The organism is Enterococcus gallinarum (assembly GCF_021496385.1).
Classification (GTDB): Bacteria; Bacillota; Bacilli; order Lactobacillales; family Enterococcaceae; genus Enterococcus_D; species Enterococcus_D gallinarum.
In genome coordinates this window covers 1,816,283-1,835,931 of record NZ_CP050816.1, presented here as the reverse complement: position 1 = coordinate 1,835,931, position 19,649 = coordinate 1,816,283, and the positions used below count along the sequence as shown (strand labels likewise).

At 42.4% G+C, this 19,649-nt stretch carries 21 protein-coding genes; 5 read left to right on the top strand and 16 right to left on the bottom strand.

What is annotated here, in order from left to right; genetic code table 11:
• The first annotated feature begins 286 nt into the window (after nucleotides 1-286).
• Both nrdD and nrdG read left to right on the top strand, forming a co-directional pair.
• Nucleotides 287-2,488, top strand: coding sequence for an anaerobic ribonucleoside-triphosphate reductase (gene nrdD / locus HED61_RS09055; protein ID WP_103300025.1), 2,202 nt, complete (start codon nucleotides 287-289; stop codon nucleotides 2,486-2,488).
• A 189-nt stretch (nucleotides 2,489-2,677) separates the two neighbouring features.
• Nucleotides 2,678-3,274: an anaerobic ribonucleoside-triphosphate reductase activating protein gene (nrdG, locus tag HED61_RS09050; RefSeq protein ID WP_003127104.1), complete on the top strand. Its 597-nt coding sequence runs from the start codon at nucleotides 2,678-2,680 to the stop codon at nucleotides 3,272-3,274.
• A 235-nt stretch (nucleotides 3,275-3,509) separates the two neighbouring features.
• Here nrdG and HED61_RS09045 read toward each other — a convergent pair whose 3' ends face one another.
• The 15 genes from HED61_RS09045 to dnaX all read right to left on the bottom strand — a co-directional run bounded on the left by HED61_RS09045 (nucleotide 3,510) and on the right by dnaX (nucleotide 14,888).
• Nucleotides 3,510-4,175 carry a DNA alkylation repair protein gene (locus tag HED61_RS09045; RefSeq protein WP_021151044.1) on the bottom strand — a complete coding sequence of 222 codons (666 nt, stop codon included), beginning with the start codon at nucleotides 4,173-4,175 and terminating at the stop codon, nucleotides 3,510-3,512.
• A gap of 18 nt (nucleotides 4,176-4,193) precedes the next feature.
• Complete coding sequence (dinB, locus tag HED61_RS09040; protein WP_005472399.1) at nucleotides 4,194-5,309, bottom strand: DNA polymerase IV; 1,116 nt, start codon at nucleotides 5,307-5,309, stop codon at nucleotides 4,194-4,196.
• Nucleotides 5,310-5,490: 181 nt separating this feature from the next.
• Nucleotides 5,491-5,829, bottom strand: a complete 339-nt coding sequence (locus tag HED61_RS09035; RefSeq protein WP_103300023.1) for a P-II family nitrogen regulator — start codon at nucleotides 5,827-5,829, stop codon at nucleotides 5,491-5,493.
• Between the two features lie 14 nt (nucleotides 5,830-5,843).
• Nucleotides 5,844-7,061, bottom strand: coding sequence for an ammonium transporter (locus HED61_RS09030; RefSeq protein WP_113849861.1), 1,218 nt, complete (start codon nucleotides 7,059-7,061; stop codon nucleotides 5,844-5,846).
• Nucleotides 7,062-7,219: 158 nt separating this feature from the next.
• Nucleotides 7,220-7,675: a GNAT family N-acetyltransferase gene (locus tag HED61_RS09025; RefSeq protein WP_103300021.1), complete on the bottom strand. Its 456-nt coding sequence runs from the start codon at nucleotides 7,673-7,675 to the stop codon at nucleotides 7,220-7,222.
• A 55-nt stretch (nucleotides 7,676-7,730) separates the two neighbouring features.
• Nucleotides 7,731-8,030: a MazG-like family protein gene (locus HED61_RS09020; protein ID WP_003127098.1), complete on the bottom strand. Its 300-nt coding sequence runs from the start codon at nucleotides 8,028-8,030 to the stop codon at nucleotides 7,731-7,733.
• Between the two features lie 114 nt (nucleotides 8,031-8,144).
• Entirely contained in the window at nucleotides 8,145-9,002 is an 858-nt protein-coding gene (gene rsmI, locus HED61_RS09015) for a 16S rRNA (cytidine(1402)-2'-O)-methyltransferase (protein WP_003127097.1), read from the bottom strand.
• A 51-nt stretch (nucleotides 9,003-9,053) separates the two neighbouring features.
• Entirely contained in the window at nucleotides 9,054-9,401 is a 348-nt protein-coding gene (locus HED61_RS09010) for a DNA replication initiation control protein YabA (RefSeq protein ID WP_003127096.1), read from the bottom strand.
• A gap of 19 nt (nucleotides 9,402-9,420) precedes the next feature.
• The gene (locus HED61_RS09005; RefSeq protein ID WP_003127095.1) at nucleotides 9,421-10,221 is read right to left on the bottom strand and encodes a PSP1 domain-containing protein; all 801 of its coding nucleotides are present in this window, start codon (nucleotides 10,219-10,221) and stop codon (nucleotides 9,421-9,423) included.
• A gap of 15 nt (nucleotides 10,222-10,236) precedes the next feature.
• Nucleotides 10,237-11,181: a DNA polymerase III subunit delta' gene (gene holB, locus HED61_RS09000; RefSeq protein WP_219645257.1), complete on the bottom strand. Its 945-nt coding sequence runs from the start codon at nucleotides 11,179-11,181 to the stop codon at nucleotides 10,237-10,239.
• Between the two features lie 13 nt (nucleotides 11,182-11,194).
• Nucleotides 11,195-11,524 carry a cyclic-di-AMP receptor gene (locus HED61_RS08995; RefSeq protein ID WP_003127092.1) on the bottom strand — a complete coding sequence of 110 codons (330 nt, stop codon included), beginning with the start codon at nucleotides 11,522-11,524 and terminating at the stop codon, nucleotides 11,195-11,197.
• 31 nt (nucleotides 11,525-11,555) lie between these two features.
• Nucleotides 11,556-12,203 carry a dTMP kinase gene (gene tmk, locus HED61_RS08990; RefSeq protein ID WP_003127091.1) on the bottom strand — a complete coding sequence of 216 codons (648 nt, stop codon included), beginning with the start codon at nucleotides 12,201-12,203 and terminating at the stop codon, nucleotides 11,556-11,558.
• Nucleotides 12,204-12,222: 19 nt separating this feature from the next.
• Nucleotides 12,223-12,819: a recombination mediator RecR gene (gene recR / locus HED61_RS08985; RefSeq protein WP_003127090.1), complete on the bottom strand. Its 597-nt coding sequence runs from the start codon at nucleotides 12,817-12,819 to the stop codon at nucleotides 12,223-12,225.
• A 15-nt stretch (nucleotides 12,820-12,834) separates the two neighbouring features.
• Nucleotides 12,835-13,149 (bottom strand): YbaB/EbfC family nucleoid-associated protein, encoded by a 315-nt coding sequence (locus HED61_RS08980; protein WP_003127089.1) that lies wholly within the window; start codon nucleotides 13,147-13,149, stop codon nucleotides 12,835-12,837.
• Nucleotides 13,150-13,169: 20 nt separating this feature from the next.
• Entirely contained in the window at nucleotides 13,170-14,888 is a 1,719-nt protein-coding gene (gene dnaX, locus HED61_RS08975; protein ID WP_103300017.1) for a DNA polymerase III subunit gamma/tau, read from the bottom strand.
• A gap of 304 nt (nucleotides 14,889-15,192) precedes the next feature.
• On the opposite strand from dnaX, the gene HED61_RS08970 reads away from it, so the two are divergent.
• Genes HED61_RS08970 through HED61_RS08960 form a run of 3 tightly spaced genes read left to right on the top strand, consistent with a single transcriptional unit; the run spans nucleotide 15,193 to nucleotide 18,370 of the window.
• A complete protein-coding gene (locus HED61_RS08970; protein ID WP_005472382.1) occupies nucleotides 15,193-16,425 on the top strand; it encodes an SPFH domain-containing protein in 1,233 nt (410 codons plus the stop codon).
• A 17-nt stretch (nucleotides 16,426-16,442) separates the two neighbouring features.
• Nucleotides 16,443-17,567 carry a TFIIB-type zinc ribbon-containing protein gene (locus HED61_RS08965; RefSeq protein ID WP_219645258.1) on the top strand — a complete coding sequence of 375 codons (1,125 nt, stop codon included), beginning with the start codon at nucleotides 16,443-16,445 and terminating at the stop codon, nucleotides 17,565-17,567.
• Entirely contained in the window at nucleotides 17,564-18,370 is an 807-nt protein-coding gene (locus HED61_RS08960) for a TPM domain-containing protein (protein ID WP_156247319.1), read from the top strand. The genes HED61_RS08965 and HED61_RS08960 overlap by 4 nt, the downstream gene beginning before the upstream one ends.
• Before the next feature lie 89 nt (nucleotides 18,371-18,459).
• On the opposite strand, the gene HED61_RS08955 is transcribed toward HED61_RS08960, so the two are convergent.
• Nucleotides 18,460-19,428: a pyridoxal-phosphate dependent enzyme gene (locus HED61_RS08955; protein ID WP_003127084.1), complete on the bottom strand. Its 969-nt coding sequence runs from the start codon at nucleotides 19,426-19,428 to the stop codon at nucleotides 18,460-18,462.
• Nucleotides 19,429-19,649 lie beyond the last annotated feature (221 nt).

Sequence of the window (19,649 nt, the reverse complement as noted above, 5' to 3'; positions counted from 1 at the left end):
TTGATCTATTTCTACTTTTCTTCATATTTTCTTTATGGTAGCATATTTTCTTCTCTATCGCCCCTGCTTCGTTTTTACACATAAAAATTTTTTACAATTTTTATTCATTTTGTGAAACGTGAAACATGCAAGTCCTTGTTATCATCAAGTTTTTATTGAAAACCGCTTTTGAATATACACTACATATTGTGCATAATGAATTATTTAGCGAATAAAAGCCACTATATATAGTTGCCGAAAACCATATTTTGTTTTATGATATTGGAGAAGATAAGGAGTGATAGTAATGATGGACTTAAAGAGAAATACTGAACAAAGCGGGGGTAGCCATCCTCAATTAACCCAATTGAAGATCGTGAAACGTGATGGTCGCTTAGTAGATTTCGATGACCAAAAAATTTACGATGCATTAGTAAAAGCCCAAAGAAAAGTTAAAGGAGAACTATCTCCCCTCGATCATGAACGGATTTTAGAAATCGTAGAAGGAATCGATCATGAGATCGCCGAACGGTTTACCAAAAACGTTAAAATTTATGAAATCCAAAACATCGTTGAGCATATTTTATTAGCAAAAAATGAATATGCATTGGCCGAAGAGTATATCAACTATCGGACACGTCGCGATTTTGAACGCAGCAAAGCGACGGATATCAACTTTACGATCAATAAATTAATGAATAAAGATCAAACAGTGGTCAACGAAAATGCCAATAAAGACAGCAATGTCTTCAATACTCAAAGAGACTTGACTGCAGGGATCGTAGGGAAATCCATCGGCTTGAAAATGCTGCCCCCTCATGTGGCGAACGCCCATCAAAAAGGTGATATCCATTATCATGATTTAGATTATCATCCTTATACTCCGATGACTAACTGCTGTCTAATCGATTTCAAAGGCATGCTGAACAATGGTTTCAAAATCGGAAACGCAGAAGTCGAATCACCAAAATCGATTCAAACGGCGACAGCTCAGATCTCTCAAATCATTGCCAATGTGGCATCTAGTCAATATGGCGGTTGTTCTGCAGACCGGACGGATGAATTACTTGCACCTTTTGCTGAATTGAACTATCAAAAACACTTGCAAGATGCGCGTGAATGGATCGACGGCGAGGATCGCCAAGAAGCTTACGCGAAGAACAAGACAAGAAAAGACATTTACGATGCGATGCAAAGTTTGGAATATGAGATCAATACTTTGTTTACTTCAAATGGACAGACACCTTTCACTTCCTTAGGCTTTGGTCTGGGAACAAACTGGTTTGAGCGAGAAATCCAACGTGCAATCTTACAGATCCGGATCAACGGACTTGGCAGCGAAAAACGGACAGCAATCTTTCCGAAGCTGATTTTCAGTATCAAACGCGGCGTAAATCTGGAACCCACAGATCCAAACTACGACATCAAAGAATTGGCTCTGGAATGCGCAACGAAACGGATGTATCCAGATGTCTTGAATTATGACAAGTTGATTGAATTGACGGGTAGTTTCAAAGTACCGATGGGCTGCCGTTCTTTCTTGCAAGGCTGGAAAGATGAACATGGCGAAGAAGTCAATGTAGGACGGATGAACCTCGGGGTCGTAACATTGAATATTCCCCGCATTGCCCTAGAAGCTAACGGAGATCGCGACAAATTCTGGTCTCTTCTGGAGCAGCGTCTGCAAATCGTCAAAGATGCGCTTGTTTACCGAGTAGAACGTTGCAAAGAAGCGAGTCCGGCAAATGCACCAATCCTATACATGTATGGCGCATTCGGCAAACGCCTCGATCGCAAAGACAGTGTCAACGAGTTGTTCAAAAATAAACGTGCTACTGTTTCCTTAGGGTATATTGGATTGTATGAAGCAGCTGCTGCTTTCTTTGGTGGTGAGTGGGAAAATGATCCTGAAGCAAAAGAATTCACGTTAGCCATCGTGAAAGAGTTAAAAGCCCATGCAGATGCTTGGGGCGATGAATACGGCTATCATTTTAGCGTCTATTCCACACCAAGCGAAAGCTTGACCGATCGCTTCTGTCGTTTAGATACAGAAAAATTCGGCATCGTTGAAGACATCACAGATAAAGAATATTACACAAATAGCTTCCACTATGATGTCCGCAAAAATCCAACGCCATTTGAAAAGTTGGATTTTGAAAAAGACTATCCAAAGTATTGTTCGGGCGGCTTTATTCATTATTGTGAATACCCAGTTCTGCAACAAAATCCCAAAGCTCTTGAAGCAGTTTGGAATTATGCGTATGATCGTGTCGCTTATCTAGGAACCAACACTCCGATCGATCATTGTTATGAATGCGGATATGAAGGTGATTTCAATCCAACTGAACGCGGCTTCGAATGTCCACAATGTGGCAATCACGATCCAAAGAGTTGTGACGTCGTCAAACGAACATGCGGTTACCTAGGAAATCCTCAAGCTCGACCAATGGTTCACGGTCGTCACAAAGAAATTTCCGCTCGTGTCAAACATATGAAAAATAATGACTGAAACAAGTGTCCCCTACGCGACTAAAGCGTAAGCAAATTCTGCTTCTTTCTAACTGACAACTGTTGGTCAGGAGTCCGCAGAAAACGAGTGCTGGAATTGCTCGCGCATTTGTGCTTTCTAATGGTTTTTGCTACAGTCGCGAAGGACATTTTTATCGAATAATCGAATAGTTAGAAAGAAGTTTTGCACATGAGAAATCCTCGCCCCAAAGAATGGCAAGCAAAAGAGTATAGTCAAAATCATATTGCAGATTATAAAGCCTTCAACTTTGTTGACGGCGAAGGTATCCGCAATAGCCTGTATGTCAGTGGTTGTTTATTTGCTTGCGAAGGCTGTTTCAATAAAGCAGTCCAAAATTTCCGCTATGGCACCCCATTCACAGCAGAACTCGAAGAACAGATCATTGAAGATTTGCGGCACGATTATGTTCAGGGACTAACACTATTGGGCGGCGAACCTTTTTTGAATACTGAAGTATGTCTGCAAGTGGTAAACAGAGTCCGTTCCGAGTTCGGTCATGGCAAAGATATTTGGAGCTGGTCTGGTTACACCTTCGAGGAACTACTGTTGGAAACAGAAGATAAGCTTGAGTTGCTGTCTCGCATCGATATCCTAGTTGATGGCCGTTTCGAATTGAGCAAACGCAACTTGAATCTGCAATTTCGCGGTAGCAGCAATCAACGGATCATTGATGTTCCTAAATCCCTAGCACTAGGCGAAGCGGTGATTTGGGACAAATGCAAAGACGCAGAAAAAAGCTATGAACAAATCAAAAAGAGTATTTGACGACTTGAATAAACTTCAGTTTTCAAACTGATACAAAAGATAAAAGGGACTGTGACATAAGTCATCATCCAACAAGTTAAACCGAATAATAGTCTGTTGCTGGATAGATTCCTCTGACTTTTGCGACGAGGAGTCCCTGCACCGCAGGAGCAATAATAATTAATGTTCGGATAGTATTACTTGTAGGAGACTTATGGCACAGTCCCTTTTATTTTGATCATAAAACACACCATCATTACAAATGTTTGCTTGCTTCTTTGATACTTAACGGAGCTAACTGATCTTTGTGCGTTAACAGAAAAGCCTGCACCCACTCAGGGTTTGTTTTAGCATAATCGCGCAAACTCCAGCCAATCGCTTTATTGATAAAGAATTCATCGCTACCTAAATTATTTAAAAGGATCGTCTCTAAAAGCTCGCGATCGGTTTTTTCTTTTCTAAGCAGTTGGTGGTCAATGGCGATGCGCCGGAGCCATAAATTTTCTGCTTTGCTCCAAGCAAGCATCTTTTGGCTCAATTCCGGGTAGGTCATAGTCAGCCCACCAACAACTTTATTCAAGCCATCAACAGTATCCCACCAAGACTTTTGAAGGACTAATTCACTTATTTTCTCCAGTTCGTCTGGTTGGAGGACCGACTGCATCGTTACCAGATAGTCGATAGCTACATATTGCATTTCACGATAAGGTAGTTGCCAACAGGTTTCAACAAATGCCCAATCGATGGCGGCCTTTTTCATTGCAGCAAAATAAGGTCTTTGTATTTGTTTGCGTACAGGTGACGGAATCCCTAAAAAGTCAAATTGGTTCCGCATGTACGCCCGCATTTGAACTTTTCGTGCTGGATTTTCTTGCGCCATGAATTCCTCTAGTAACGCTTTCCATTGACTGTTTGTCGTCATTATGCGCCTCCATATATTTTATTCTGTTTCCCACAAAGGCAATACGATATTTTCATAAGCTAATGGATCAAGATTCGTAACTGTGATCCCCAATAAGCGGATCCCTTTTTCGATTCCTAGAATCTCCTCCCAAATCAAACTAGCTTGTGAAAAAATAGCTTCTTTCTTGTGCATATACTCTGGCAACGTGACCCGTTTTGTGATGGTGGAGTAATCGGCATAACGCACTTTCAACACCACAGTCTTTCCGTGTTTTTGCGTACGTTTCAATGATCTTTCTACTTCTTCTGCCAGGTTTCTTAGCTGACTGATGACTTGATCTTCTGTGGTTAACGCATTGCCATACGTATGTTCTTTTCCGACTGATTTGCGTTCTCTCGTCACACTGACCGGAGAATCATGGATTCCTCGAACTTTCCGGTATAATGAGTAGCCCATTTTTCCAAATTCTTGGATCAATGCCATTTCGCTCCACTCATAAAGGTCAGATCCTTTATAAATCCCTAATTCATGCATTCTCGGCACTGTCTTCTTACCGATACCATGAAATTTGTCAATCGGTAATTTTTTTAAAAAGACCACGGCATCTTCCGGCATCACTACCGTCAACCCCCGGGGTTTGTGAAAATCCGAAGATAATTTGGCTAAAAACTTATTGTAGCTGACACCTGCTGAACAAGTAAGCTGGGTCGTCTGCCAAATGTCTTGCTGGATCATGCGAGCAATTTTGATCGCTGAAGGACAGTTGATCTTGTTGACGGTCACATCCAGATAAGCCTCATCGATAGAAACCGGTTCAATCACATCGGTATAGCGCCCAAAGATCTCTCGGACTTGCTGAGAAATTTCGCGGTATTTCTGATGGTTGCCAGGTATAAAGACGGCATGAGGACACAATTCAAAGGCTTTTTGCGCACTCATTGCAGAATGGATCCCATACTGACGTGCTTTATAATTGGCAGTCGTGACGACACCTCTACCCCCAGTATCACTTGGGTGGCGGGCAATCACTAAGGGATGCTTAGCCAATTCAGGATTGTCTCTTTCTTCTACTGATGCAAAAAAGGCATCCATATCGATATGGATGATTTTCCGAGACGTATCGTTTTTTAACGGAAAACGCAACTCAGCCATCTTCACCACTCCATTCTCCTCTATTATAAACGAACAGAAGTTCCCTATCAAGAGGCTCATTCTAAGCATCGGCGATTGTTGCAAACAAAAAGAATCCCTGTAAAAAAGACAGAAATTCTTTTTGCTTCCTGTTATGATTTAAGACTTCAAATTTGGTTCGCTTCGTTAAAAACGTCTAGACTTACAGCGCCGATGGGCCTCGTTCATTGGTTCGGATTCGTACTGCTTCTTCGATTGGGTAAATAAAAATTTTACCATCACCTACTTCACCTGTATGGCAGATAGACAAAATCAGTTCAATGATTGCTTCAACCTCTTCATCTGCAACAACAAAACTCGCCTTTACTTTAGGCAAAAGTGTCGTAATCACTGCTTGTCCCCGAACAAATTCTTTGACCCCTTTTTGATTACCACAGCCCAATACTTGACTCACCGTCATTCCAGCCATATCTATTTGATCAAGAGCTGCCTTTAATTCTTCTAATTTTTCTTGTCGAATAATCGCTTCTACTTTTTTCATCTGCATTCCTCCATCTATGAATCCAGCCCCATGAACGTTGGATAAGCTGTTTCATCATGTTCACTGCGATCCATTCCAATAGCTTCTTCTTGTTCTGTGACCCGAATCGGTAGCACGCGTTTGATCACATGGATCAATAGAAAGGATATGCCCCCGGCAAAAAGAATCGTAAATACGATACTAATGATCTGCGCAATGAACAATTCTGTTCCACCATAGAGCAACCCAGTTTGATGATTGACAGCAGGATCAGCGAAAATCCCCGTCATGATTCCACCAAAGATTCCGCCAATCCCATGACAACCAAAAGCATCCAAAGCGTCATCCAGACCTAAGCGATGCTTGATGACCGAAATAAAGTAATAACAAAACGGACTCACTAATGCACCGATCACAAAGGATGACCAAAGGGAAACAAAACCTGCGCCAGGAGTAATTGCTACCAGACCCACGACAGCTCCGGTACAAGCTCCGACAATGGTTGGCTTCCCTAATAGAACTTTTTCAATCAACATCCAGGAGAGCATCGCAGCTGCGGCTGCCGTATTGGTCGTTAACAACGCTTGAATGGCGATCCCGTCAGCAGCTAATGCTGATCCAGCATTGAAGCCAAACCAGCCAAACCATAGCAACCCTGCACCTAATACGACAAATGGAATATTATGGGGACGATACTCCGTTTGATGAAACTCGCGTCTCTTACCCACGACTAATGCTAGCACGAGACCGCTGATTCCTGAACTAATATGGACAACGTTGCCTCCTGCAAAATCAATCGAACCGATAGCATCTAAGAAGCCGCCACCCCAAACCATATGGGCCATCGGAAAGTAAACCAAAAACAGCCAGCAGCCAATAAATAAGAAAACAGCTGAAAAACGCATTCGTCCTACGACTGATCCGGTAATGATCGCTGTTGTGATTAGTGCAAACATCATTTGAAAAGCCGCAAACAATCCTTCAGGAATCCCTTCTCCGTCCGTCATGGAAACTTGCTGGAAAAATAACTTATCGATGTTGCCGATAAAGGCACCGGTACCACTGAAAGAAAGCGAATACCCAGCCGCCACCCACAGAACTGAAGCTAGTCCCATGGTGCAAATCACCATCATCATTGTATTCAAGATATTTTTTCGCCTTTCCAATCCACCATAAAAAAAAGCTAGCGCAGGAGTCATTAAAAAAACCATCCCACTGCAAACCAAAATAAACCCACTATTGCCTGTTCCCATTCCAATCACTCCCTTTTATGTTAGATATCCTACCATCATATTCAGGAGATCGCTAGTGTTTTTTTAAATTTTTGCAATTATTCTGAAAAAAGCTCACTTTATATGTTATGAAATCTAACATTCGCAATTTGACTGATGGCTTTCTTGGGTAATGGCGATCAAAACGACGCATAAAAAGTCACATTATCCGTCAAAGGCTTAAAGCCATTCTTTTTATAAAAATCGGCAGCTGGCATCTTTTCTTCTGTATCTAATAGTATCGTGGGAATGCCTTTTTTGACCAACTCTTCTTTGATCATTTCTAAAAAAGCAGAGCCGAAACCTTTCCCTTGATGCTTGCCAGCAATTAAAAAGGTATCGATGACATATTCTTTTCCTTGGTACCACGGCTTAATAAAGCCTAACGAGTACCCTATCTTTTCATTGGTCAATGAGTCCGTTAGAAAATAGCCAATATAAGTATTCATCGCCATCATGGATGACACATATTCTGTAATTTGAGGAACGGTCAGTTGATCATTCCATGGCTCCGCTGAAAAGACTGCAATATACATTTCAACAGCTTCCTTTAAATCTTTTTCTGTTAGCTCACGCATGCTTAAGTTGGTTGTCATTTCGTTTCCCACTTCCTTTAACAATTCATTGTCAGTTCAATCGAATGACGAACCATCATTCATCGATTCGTTTTGCATACCCATTGCCATAACTGGTATAGCGGCGGGCTTGGTTGATTTTCATTTTTTTCTGAATCTCTCCGTCTAGATCAATCGATAAGATCTCCGCTAAACCGAGAAGGTAGATGGCTACATCTGCCAATTCTTCCCCCACATTTTGTTTTTTGCGATAAGCATCAAAAGCTTCAGCCACTTCACCATATAATGACAAAAATTCCTTTTCAATATTGGTGACATTAAATTGATGATCGATTTTGTTTTGATAGATCGCTTTTTGCATGTCTCGTATGTTCATCTTTTTCTCCTTTTTAAACTAGTATATCATGTCCTTTTGTGACGGTTTCACTCAATCATCCATGCCACTAAAAATGAAACTCATTATTCAAAAAAACCGATGCACAGGCATCGGTTAAGCGTCTAAGTGATAGGCATGATAGACCGTTTGTTTTTTTACTTGATTGCGTTTCGCCACTTCCTTGATAGCCTCCTTAGAAGACATCCCGGTCTCCATCAGAGCTGTTACTTGCTCTTTAAGGCTTCCGTCATAAACGATTTCGACAGAGTCCGTCGATCCCTCAACCAAAAGGCAGCACTCTCCTTTGACTGTATTTTCCCCTAGATAGTCCAACAGTTCCTTTAAAGAACCTCGCAAGTATTCCTCGTGGATTTTTGTCAACTCTCGACAGATGACTGCAGAACGTTCTGCACCAAAAACAGTAATCATATTTTCGATCGTCGCTGCCAAGCGGTAAGGTGATTCATAAAAGATCATCGTAGCCGGCTGGTTCGCCAGCTCAGCCAATGCTTCTTTTTGCTCTTTCTTTTTTCGAGGTAAGAAGCCATAAAAAAGATTGGGCTGCGGAGACAAACCAGAAGCGATCAAAGCAGTCAATCCTGCTGTAGGACCAGGCAAGGCAATCACTGGAATATCAGCTGCAATGCACGCTTTGACTAATTCATGACCAGGGTCACTGATCGATGGCATCCCTGCGTCACTACATTGTGCAATTATTTTTCCAGCTAGCAATTGATCGATGAGTTGCGGCACACGTTCCTTGAAATTGTGTTCATGCAAACTTCGTTGCGGTGTCGTTATTTCAAAATGGTTCAACAATTTTTGGGTATTCCTAGTATCTTCGCTGGCAATCAAATCGGCTTCCCCTAAAATTTTGACACAACGAACGGTCATGTCTTCCAAATTTCCGATTGGTGTCGGCACTAAATAAAGCGTTCCATTCGATTGTTTATAGCTTTGTTGTTTCTGCATACTTTCCCTACTTTCAAAAAAAGACCAGCAACCTGCGCTGGTCATTTCCTATTATCGTCCGCTTTCTCGATAGATCACTTCAAGACAAAAAGCACACGGTTCATCATGTTCTCTTCTAGATCCATATAAGTCATAACAAACATGGAATCCTTCTTCGTATATCTTTTCCAAATTCATTCGCGATTTGGACAATTCTTGTTTGACCGATTCTGCGGGCGCTTCGGCCACTTGATTCAATTCACGGATATGTTCCCGTAAACGTTGATTTTCTAATTCTAGCGTCGTATTTTTTTCAACGATTTCTTGCAAAGACTGTTTCATTTCTGCTAAGTTATTCAACGAATTTTGCAGTTCATTTTCTAACTGATTCAATCCATCATAAATCGATCGCTTGTCCATGCTCATTATGGTCACCTACTTATTTTGTCACTAGTTCTTCATATTCATAGTCTATGGGCGTTTGTCGATCGTACAAGCGGACTTTGATAATGCGCTGCAATAAATCCAGACCGACTACTTTTCCTTTTCCATCCGGAGTCTCAACTTCTTTGCCGCGATCCGGTAATTCTCGTTTTGCTTGTTCATATTCATCATTCTCATACTTCAAACAGCACATCAAACGACCACACAACCCGGAAATTTTCGTCGGATTCAAAGACAGCCCTTGATCTTTGGCCATCTTGATCGAGACAGGGATAAAATCGCCTAAGAACGTCGAACAGCAGAGCTTGCGGCCGCATGGACCAATTCCGCCGATCGCCTTTGCTTCATCTCGTACACCGATTTGTCGCAACTCGATCCTTGTATGAAAATGACTCGCCAAATCTTTGACTAGTTCGCGGAAATCAACTCGACCATCCGCTGTAAAATAATACAGCATCTTTGACCGCTCAAATGTATATTCTGCCCTAACAAGTTTCATAGGTAAATTGTGCGCTCGAATCTTCTGCTTGCCAATGATCAGCGCTTCTTCAGCATCTTGACGATTTTTCTTTTCTTTCTCGATATCTTTAGGCGTGGCCTGTCTAATGATTGGCTTTATGTCATAAGGCAAATCTTGCGAATCGATCAACTGCTTAGGAATCGCGACGGTCGCCATAAACTTTGCTTCTTGTGATTCAACGATCACTCGTTCCCCCGACGTGTAATCTCGCTTCTCAGGCGCATAAAAATAGATTTGTCCCGCAGCGCGAAAGCGTACACCGACTACTTCTATCATAACATTGCTCCCCCTTTAGGGTACTGTTATGCCATAGATGATCTTCACTGAAAATTGTTCAGCAACGCCTTGAAAAGCTACATTCGCTTGCAGTTTCTTTTGGGCTTGCAAGGCAGCTTCGATGGCAAGATTGATCTCTTTTCCCCATAAGCCTTGTGCCAATAACTGGTCTCGTTCTTCCTGCAAATAAAATAACAGAATCGAAAAAATAACTCTCTGCTGTTCTTTTTCTTTTGCTAAAGCGAGCAGCTTTTTTTGAACGAAAATAAACGCTTGCGGATCTTTCTTCAAGAGATACTTCACCCATTGTGCAACAGCATCCTTAGTTTCATTAAACCATTCCTCTTGGGAGATTTCAACTGCTTTATGATAACTATTTGTCAAGTAACTCAAAAGACGGCTACTCTCTTGAGAAAGTCCTTCTTTTTGCAGCTTTGTCTGCAATTTGTCTTTCGCCAATGGTGAAAAATGAATGATTTGACAACGGGACTGGATCGTCGGCAAGATCCGTCCAACACTTTCCGTTTCTAAAATCGCTAAGAAATTCCCTACAGGTTCTTCCAAAAATTTCAGTAAACTATTTGCTGCACTTGTATTCATTTTTTCTGATTGCGAAAGAAGAAAGATTTTCAAGCGACTTTCGAAGCCGCTCTTAGAAAATTCTTCTTGCAATTGACGAATTTGATCTACTTTGATCGTCTGTCCATCTGGTTCCACCATGAGTACGTCCGGGTGCTCCCCTTGAGCGATCCGCAAACAATTACTGCAAGATCCGCAAGGTTCATCTGATTGAACATTCGTACAAAAGAGACGTTTCGCCAGCCACAAACTCATCTCATGTTTGCCCGTTCCTGCATCGCCTTCAAAAAGATAAGCATGGGCAATCCGCCCATGCTCGACACTTTTCTTCAGTTGGGCAAAAACCAGAGGTTGATATTCTTGTAAAAAAAGTTCCTCCATGGTCTGCTCCTTTTTAGTATTGATGGAAGCCATCGACTGGTAGAACAAAAACCGTTGCACCGCCAACTTCTACTTCCACTGGATAAGGTACTTGCCCATCAAGTGAGATGTCTAACGACATTGGTGTGGAAACATATTGTTTTCTAGACTGACAGGTTTTCTTGATCAGTTCCAATGCGTCTTGGACCCGCTCATCCTCAAGACCAATAATAAATGTACTGTTGCCGGCTTTTAAGAATCCGCCGGTAGATGAAAGTTTCGTAGCGCGAATGTTGGCATCGATGAATTCATTTGCTAATCGGTTGCTGTCTTTGTCTTGCACGATTGCCATAATCAATTTCATGAGATCATCTCCTTATTATTGTCGTCAGCGATCACATTGTTTTGAAGTAGGAAGGATATGCTTCAACGATTGCTGAAAAACTTGTCTCAACGACATCTTGTAATCCCATTCTAGCATCAACCTTATGGATGCGTACAGGATTTTCTTCTGCCAGCTTCAAATAAGCATGACGAACTCGTTGGTGAAATTCTAATCCTTCCGCGTCCAAGCGATCCAACTGATGAGCCCGATGCTCTTGAATCCTTCTTAAACCTGTATCCGAATCGACATCCAAATACAAGGTGAAGTCAGGCTCCGTGCCTTCGGTGGCAAATTCATTGATACGTGCAATCTCAGGAATACCGATCCGGCGCCCTGCCCCTTGATAAGCTAAAGAACTGTCTACAAATCGATCACAGATCACGATTTTGCCTTCATTCAATGCTGGTAAAATCACTTGGATCAAATGTTGGCGTCTTGCAGCAGCATACAGCAATGCTTCAGTCCGTTCATCCATCTCAGAATTTTTGGGATCCAGTATGATCCGCCGAATTTTTTCTGCGATTTTTACACCGCCTGGTTCTCTCGTTTTAACAATGTCTCGTTTGGCTTCTAGCTGCAAACGAGGATATAGTTCTTCTAAAACACTGGTTTTGCCAGCGCCATCTGGTCCTTCAATGGTTATGAACAGTCCACTCACCCTTGTTGCCTCCAATTTCTTATAATTCACGTCTTCCTTCCACTGCTTTAAGCAATGTCACTTCGTCCGCATATTCAATATCGCTGCCGACAGATAAGCCGTGAGCCAACCGCGTCACTTTGATCCCCGCTGGTTTGATCAGTCGGGAAAGATAGATCGCGGTAGCTTCGCCTTCTGTCGTGGCGTTCGTAGCAATGATCACTTCTTTCACTTGGTCATCATGCAGGCGCTGAATCAAAGGAGCAATATTGATATCTTCTGGTCCAGTCCCTTCCATTGGAGACAGAACACCATGCAAAACATGATAGAGTCCATGGTACTCACGAACTTTTTCTAACGCCATGACATCCTTTGGTTCTTCTACTACTAAGATCGTGCCTTTATCTCGTGAAGGGTCACTGCAGATCTCACAGGGATCTCCTTCTGTAATGTTTCCGCAAATACTGCAAAAATGCAGATCACGTTTGACGCTCAACAGTGATTTAGCAAACTCATTGACGACTTCATCTTTCATATCGATCGTATAAAAAGCCAATCTAGTTGCTGTTTTTTGTCCGATACCTGGCAGCTTCATGTAGCTGTCGATTAATCGTGCGATCGGTTCTGGATACTGCACGCCACATTTCTCCTTTTATAAACCGGGGATTCCTTTAGTGTATTTACCCATAGTCCGTTCGGTTTCTTTTTCAATTTTAGTTAATCCATCATTTACTGCCAAGATCAGCATATCTTGTAACATGTCGACATCTTCCGGATCGACGATTGCTTGATCGATCGAAAGATCGCGTAATTTTTTATCACCTGTAAAAGTTGCCTTCACATAGCCATTTGTTGACTCGCCGATAAATTCTTTACTGTTTAGGGCTTCTTGTTCTTTTACCATCTCTTTTTGCATTTTTTGTACTTGCTTCATCATGCCTTGCATATTTCCCATGCCTCGCATCATTGTTCTTCACTCCAATTCTCTCAATTTTCTTCGATGCTCGCCAATTCACCAAAAAGCTCTTGGGCTTTGGTAACGACGACTTCATTTTCAGGTTCTTCCGTAGTTGGTTCTGGTTCAGCTTCCCCTTCATCTAATTCGCCTGTATTGAAGGTTTGTCCGCCAGCAATAAATTCTTGTCGTAAGATTGGCCAGCTTTCTTTCGTGATAAACACGGCTTGCGGTGCATAATCAGAAATCATTCGTGAAATTTGATTATGCAATGTCAGCTGCAAGTCTTGGTCATTAGCTGCCCGTTGACAGACAATCTCATAATCAAAGGCAATCACTACACCAGATGCACTGGCTGCTTTTGCTTCGCTCGCGTGGAGCATTGCTCGTTGTGTCACCGACAATGACATCAACAGATCATCCCAAATGTTCCGCACATTTGCGAGATCTTTTTTTGTGGCTTCTTTCAAGACTTGAAAGACCCGTTCTTTCGGCACTCGGAAAGTGCTGCTATTTTTGGTCTTCTTGGCAGGTGGATTGACCGGTTCACTGCTGGCCGCCGATGGGTTTTCTTGTAGTTTTCGTACTTCTGACTGCAGCTTCTGAATTTCTTGACGAAGCTGCTGAACTTCTTGATTCGACACCGAAACTTCTCCTGAAGCTGGCAATCTCCTCTGATTTGCTAGTTTAACAACTGCTACTTCCAAATAAATGGTCGGATTATTGGTAAATCGCACCTCGTTTTGCGTCTCATTCAAAACAGTGATCCAATGGTAGATTTGATCTGCAGTAGCTGCCTGAGCTAAAGCTTTGAAGCCTGGTGTGATCTGCAGTGATTTTTCTTCTAATAATTGTGGTGCCTGCTGATATAAGAGCAAGTCACGACAATAGACCAGCAAGTTCTCCAACAACCGCCGTGCTTCTTTGCCCGAAGACAGCAGCTGGCGCAATGTCTCTAATGCATCTGGTACTGCTTGGTCTTCGCAAAATTGCATCAAACGGTCCATCATCTCATAAGACAAACTGCCGGTTACTTCTAATGCGTCTTGAGTCGTGACTTTGCCATCACTAAAGGCAATAGCTTGGTCAGCAATGCTTAACGCATCCCGCATCCCACCTTCTGCGGCTCGTGCGATCACTTGCAAGGCTTCTTCTTCATAGGCAATTTGACTGCCGTCTAAAACTGTCTTTAGATGATCAACGATATCTTGCGTATTGATTCGCTTAAAATCAAATCGTTGCGTTCGAGAAATGATCGTTGCAGGAATCTTGTGCGGCTCTGTCGTCGCCAAAATAAACACTACATTTTTTCGTGGTTCTTCTAACGTCTTCAGTAACGCGTTGAAGGCGCCGGTCGACAACATATGAACTTCATCCACGATATATACTTTATATTCAGCTTGTGTTGGTGCATAATTTGCACGGTCTCGGATAAAGCGGATCTCTTCGACCCCATTGTTGCTGGCTGCGTCTATTTCGATAACGTCTTCTTGCGTACCAGCTGTGATCGAACGGCACATCTCGCATTCATTGCAGGGCTCTCCATTGACTTGGTTTGGACAATTGATTGCTTTTGCAAAGATTTTGGCAGCACTCGTTTTTCCTGTTCCCCGAGGACCGGTAAATAAATAAGCATGCGAAATTTGATTTTGCTCGATCGCATTTTTCAAGGTTTGCGTAATTGCTTTTTGTCCAACGACATCCTCGAACCGTTGGGATCGCCATACACGGTACAATGCTTGATAGGCCATATTTTTCCTCACTCTTTTCAAAATTCGCTATTATCTATTATACGTAATATTTACAAAAAAAACTACCTTGAGTTGCCTATCTGCTGAAAAAGAAATGATTTTTTAAGGGAGCAATCTTTTAATAAAAATCCGCACATCCTAGAGAACGATACTTTGAAAAAAGTATTGTTTTATAGACGATTTTTTATTCAACTTTTGCCTACACTTCTACAACTTTGGTCTAATACATAGAAAATACGGAGCTATGGTATAATGAATGTACATTCATCCATTGGATGATGAAAATTTGTAAGGAGGACTGAAAATGGGTATTATCAAAGCTGCAACAAGCACGATTGGCGGAGGTCTTGCCGACCAATGGCTAGAGGTCTTCGAACCTGACAATATGGGCGACACGACAGTGATGACTAAAGGTGTGAAGGTACGGCGCAATGACAAACGCGGTTCGAACCGAAAAGGAACGGAGGATGTCATAACAGATGGATCTGTAATCCACGTCTACCCTAATATGATGATGCTGCTGGTCGATGGTGGAAAAATCATTGATTATACAGCAGAGGAAGGCTACTATACCGTCAAAAATGACTTGGCTCCTTCCATGTTCAACGGTTCCTTAAAGGATGCCATCTCTGAAACGTTTAATCGCTTCAAATTTGGTGGCGTAACACCTCAAAAACAACAAGTTTTCTATATCAATTTGCAGGAAATCAAAGGAATCCGCTTCGGGACTTCTTCTCCATTAAATTATTTTGACAACTTTTATAATGCAGAATTATTCCTAAGAGCCCATGGAAATTACTCATTGCGAATTACTGATCCGATCTTATTCTACACCAACGCGATTCCAAAAAATAAAACACAAGTTGACATCAATGACATTAACGAACAATATTTAGCAGAGTTTCTGACTGCTTTACAGACAGCCATCAACAAAATGTCAGCGGATGGCGAGCGCATCTCCTATGTTCCATCAAAAAGTATGGAATTAAGCAAATACATGGGTGAGGTTTTAGACGACAGTTGGCGCGAACTGCGAGGAATGGAAATCGTTTCAGTCGCTGTTGCAAGCATCTCTTATACGGATGATTCAGTGAAACTGATCAACATGCGTAATCAAGGTGCCATGTTGGGTGACCCAAATGTTCGTGAAGGGTATGTTCAAGGTTCGATCGCACGTGGGATGGAATCCGCAGGTAGTAATGCTGCCGGTGCAACAACCGGATTTGTTGGTATGGGCATGGGGATGAACACAACTGGCGGTTACTTGAATCAAGCAGCTCAAAACAATCAGCAACAAATCCAGCAAAACCAAGAAAATCAGCAGAAACAAAACAATGGCGATAGTTGGGACTGCCCTCAGTGTGGAACAAGCAATACGGGTAAGTTCTGCAGCAATTGCGGTACAGCAAAACCTACAGGAACCCCAAGTTTACAAATGAAATGTTCAGAATGTAGTGAAATAATTGATTTAGCAAATGGAATCCCGAAATTCTGTCCCAACTGCGGCAAGCCATTTAAGGGAGTTCCTTTAGACTAAATGAAGGAGGAACTTAAATGGATGTCATTACGCATAAATGCCCCAACTGCGGCGGTGCGCTAACCTTTGATCCTGGTGATCAAAAATTCCACTGCCCCTTCTGTTTGAGTATTTTTACAGAAGCAGAAGTAACAGCCTTTGAACAAAAACAAAAAGAAGCCCAACTTGCAGATGGGACTGCGCCGGAAAATCAGCCGATCACTGATGATACGGAACCGGCGCTAAAAGAAGCTATCACAGAAAAAACCGAAGAAAAGGCGGCCCAAATGGACTTGTTCCTTTGTCCTAACTGCGGCGCAGAGATCGTCACTGATGCTACGACAGCAGCTACTTACTGTTATTTCTGCCACAATCCAGTCGTCCTTTCCGGCCGTCTTTCTGGAGAATTCTTACCTAACAAAGTTTTACCTTTTGCAATCGAAAAAGAAGAAGCAACCGCTAAATTTCTGGAATGGGCACAAAAAAAATGGTTCGTACCAAGAGACTTCTTCGATCAAGCGCAAGTTGAAAAATTGACCGGTGTTTATTTCCCTTACTGGAGGATCGATGCCGAACTAGATGGCCAACTATCTGGAACTGGAACTTCTTTAAGAATTTGGCGTGTCGGCGAGATCGAATATACAGAACACAAACAATTTGCTGTTTCCAGACGCGGAAAAATGCGTATCAATGAACTGATCAAAAACGCTTTATCCAAGAATGTCCAACAAAAAATGGTTACCGGGGTCCAGCCTTTCCCATTGGATAAGGCCGTTGACTTTCGCAGCCAGTATCTGGCAGGATTTCAAGCAGAAAAACGCGACATTGAGTATCAAGCACTTAAGAATGAAGTACAACAGGAACTTTCCGGTTATGCTGAAAACCTCCTAAGCAGTACCGTTAATGGGTACACTAGCTTCAATCGGACCCAGCGGGACATTGAGATCACGAAAGAGACCAATCATTACGTACTGCTGCCGGTCTGGCTTGTCACCTATCGGGCAGATGATCCAAATAAGAACGTCTTTTATTATGCGATGAATGGCCAAACCGGTAAAGTCAGCGGTGTCTTGCCCATCAGTTACAAACGCTTAGGATTTACGAGTGCAGCGATTTTTGCTGTGATTGCGATTCTAGGGATGATTGGAGGATATTTCTTATGAGAAAATTTTCCTGTTTTTTCCTAATGGTTGCCGGATTTCTGCTGACAACGGTCACTGGCGTGGCAGCAGAAAACACTGTTTCCGACGACGCTGGGCTTTTTACTCCCTCTGAAATCCAGAGTTTAAGCGAACAAGCCGATCAGTTGAATGAGAAAATCAAAGGTGAAGTCTTTATCGCAACGACAAATAACGGCATTGATGATATTGAATACACCACCGACCGTTTTCTCGCGGATCGTATCGGGAATGATCAGAATGGCTCAGCATTGATGATCGATATGGGCAACCGTAATCTTCATGTGTCCACCTCAGGAAATATGCTCGATTATATCAACGACGCTCGTCTTGATGATATGTTGGATAATATTTATGATCAGATGACGGCGGGTAATTACTATCAAGCCGCCCGGGTCTACTTGGAGAATGCAGCCAGCTATGTAGAAGCGGGGGTTCCCGGCGGTCACTATCATGTGGATCGTGAGACAGGCAAGATCACTTATTATAAAGTGCTGACCCCTTTAGAAATCGGCATTAGCTTATTGGTAGCTGCAGTGATCAGTATTGCTTTTTTCATCATTGTCAAATCAAGATACCAATTAAAAATGGGTGGATACAAATACCCTTACCAAGAAAAATCCAGCATCAAATTGACTCAAAAAGAAGATCGTCTGGTCAACTCCTTCGTAACGACTCGCCGAATCCCACGTCCACCTAAAAATAATGGCGGCGGCGGTTTTGGCGGTGGCACCACTACTCATTCTTCCGGCGGCGGAACATTTGGCGGCGGCGGTCGCAGTTTTTAGTAAACGTTTCTTCTCCTCTGAAAACTGGATCGAAAACGGACTAAAAAAGATGATCTTCAGATGACTAGTTGGTCTGAGATCATCTTTTTTTAAATGATTTCTTTAAAAACAGAGAAATCGATATTCCCGCCTGAAACGATTGCGACTGTTCGTTTGCCTTTCAGCAAATGATCGATTTGTCCGCTTAGGATAGCAGCCGTACTCAGAGCACCTGCCCCTTCAGCAATCACTTTTTCTTTTAAAGCCAAATAATGGATAGCAGTTTCGATATCTTTCTCTTCAACTAAAACGGTTTCATCTATGCGCGAGCGCAACGTTTCATAAGTCAATTCTCCAGCCAAAGCCACATCGCACCCATCTGCCAATGTCTTACTGCTGCGATTGGCTATCAGTTCTTGTCGCCATATAGAGGAAATCATCCCATGCACTTGATAAGATTGAACACCAATAATATTAGTTTCCGAGCGTAATTGTTTGATTGCTAACGCAATGCCTGCGATCAAGCCGCCTCCACCGATCGGTACGATGACATTATCCACATTAGGCAAATCTTGTAAAATCTCTAACCCAATCGTTCCTTGCCCTTCCATTACCGCTCGATCATCAAAGGGGGAGACAAAGACCTCACCGCTACGTGACATCGCTTCCAAAGTAATTTGTTTTGTATCGTCGAATGTCTCTCCTGCTAAGATTACTTCAGCGCCATAATTTCTCGTTGCTTCTATTTTTGTCTTCGCTGCTTGAAGCGGCATAAAGATCCGTACATGTATCCCTAGCAGGGCGCCTGCTAGTGCAACACCTTGCGCATGATTACCTGCTGAACAAGCAATTACCCCTCTTTTTTTCTCTTCCTCTGTCAATGTTGCTAATTTGTTGTAGGCCCCTCGCGCCTTAAAGGATCCTGTACGCTGCAGATTCTCTAGTTTCAGATAAATTTCTCCTGCCTTTTCTGCGCTAAGAATATTGCTTGGTGCGGCAGGTGTATGGATCATGATTGGTGCCAGTCGCTGATAAGCATCCAGGACACCTTGGATTTCAGAAACCGCTTCTTTGATCACCGAAAGTCCTCCTAATCGATTTTTTTCTACCCTTATTGAAGCATATCTGTTCCGTAAATACAATCTAAAGTGCTCGACGTTCTGCCAAAATCCTTCCCCCTTTTTATCAACAACTGCAGAGCTCCAGATAGGCTTGAAAAAAAAATCTGTGAATATAAAGCCTCTAGTAATAAGCTTTCATCATGATGTTAGAAATGAAAATCATTGCGATGAATTTTCAG

What these genes read in the sequence shown, in the direction of transcription:
- HED61_RS09005 (WP_003127095.1), bottom strand. Translation starts at nt 10,221, where the DNA reads ATGATAGAAGTAGTCGGTGTACGCTTTCGCGCTGCGGGACAAATCTAT.
- HED61_RS08970 (WP_005472382.1), top strand. Translation starts at nt 15,193, where the DNA reads ATGGGTATTATCAAAGCTGCAACAAGCACGATTGGCGGAGGTCTTGCC.
- HED61_RS08965 (WP_219645258.1), top strand. Translation starts at nt 16,443, where the DNA reads ATGGATGTCATTACGCATAAATGCCCCAACTGCGGCGGTGCGCTAACC.
- HED61_RS08995 (WP_003127092.1), bottom strand. Translation starts at nt 11,524, where the DNA reads ATGAAATTGATTATGGCAATCGTGCAAGACAAAGACAGCAACCGATTA.
- dinB (WP_005472399.1), bottom strand. Translation starts at nt 5,309, where the DNA reads ATGGCTGAGTTGCGTTTTCCGTTAAAAAACGATACGTCTCGGAAAATC.
- HED61_RS09020 (WP_003127098.1), bottom strand. Translation starts at nt 8,030, where the DNA reads ATGAACATACGAGACATGCAAAAAGCGATCTATCAAAACAAAATCGAT.
- nrdD (WP_103300025.1), top strand. Translation starts at nt 287, where the DNA reads ATGATGGACTTAAAGAGAAATACTGAACAAAGCGGGGGTAGCCATCCT.
- HED61_RS08980 (WP_003127089.1), bottom strand. Translation starts at nt 13,149, where the DNA reads ATGATGCGAGGCATGGGAAATATGCAAGGCATGATGAAGCAAGTACAA.
- holB (WP_219645257.1), bottom strand. Translation starts at nt 11,181, where the DNA reads ATGGAGGAACTTTTTTTACAAGAATATCAACCTCTGGTTTTTGCCCAA.
- HED61_RS09025 (WP_103300021.1), bottom strand. Translation starts at nt 7,675, where the DNA reads ATGACAACCAACTTAAGCATGCGTGAGCTAACAGAAAAAGATTTAAAG.
- HED61_RS09010 (WP_003127096.1), bottom strand. Translation starts at nt 9,401, where the DNA reads ATGGACAAGCGATCGATTTATGATGGATTGAATCAGTTAGAAAATGAA.
- nrdG (WP_003127104.1), top strand. Translation starts at nt 2,678, where the DNA reads ATGAGAAATCCTCGCCCCAAAGAATGGCAAGCAAAAGAGTATAGTCAA.
- HED61_RS09030 (WP_113849861.1), bottom strand. Translation starts at nt 7,061, where the DNA reads ATGGGAACAGGCAATAGTGGGTTTATTTTGGTTTGCAGTGGGATGGTT.
- HED61_RS09045 (WP_021151044.1), bottom strand. Translation starts at nt 4,175, where the DNA reads ATGACGACAAACAGTCAATGGAAAGCGTTACTAGAGGAATTCATGGCG.
- HED61_RS08960 (WP_156247319.1), top strand. Translation starts at nt 17,564, where the DNA reads ATGAGAAAATTTTCCTGTTTTTTCCTAATGGTTGCCGGATTTCTGCTG.
- rsmI (WP_003127097.1), bottom strand. Translation starts at nt 9,002, where the DNA reads ATGCAGAAACAACAAAGCTATAAACAATCGAATGGAACGCTTTATTTA.
- dnaX (WP_103300017.1), bottom strand. Translation starts at nt 14,888, where the DNA reads ATGGCCTATCAAGCATTGTACCGTGTATGGCGATCCCAACGGTTCGAG.
- HED61_RS09035 (WP_103300023.1), bottom strand. Translation starts at nt 5,829, where the DNA reads ATGAAAAAAGTAGAAGCGATTATTCGACAAGAAAAATTAGAAGAATTA.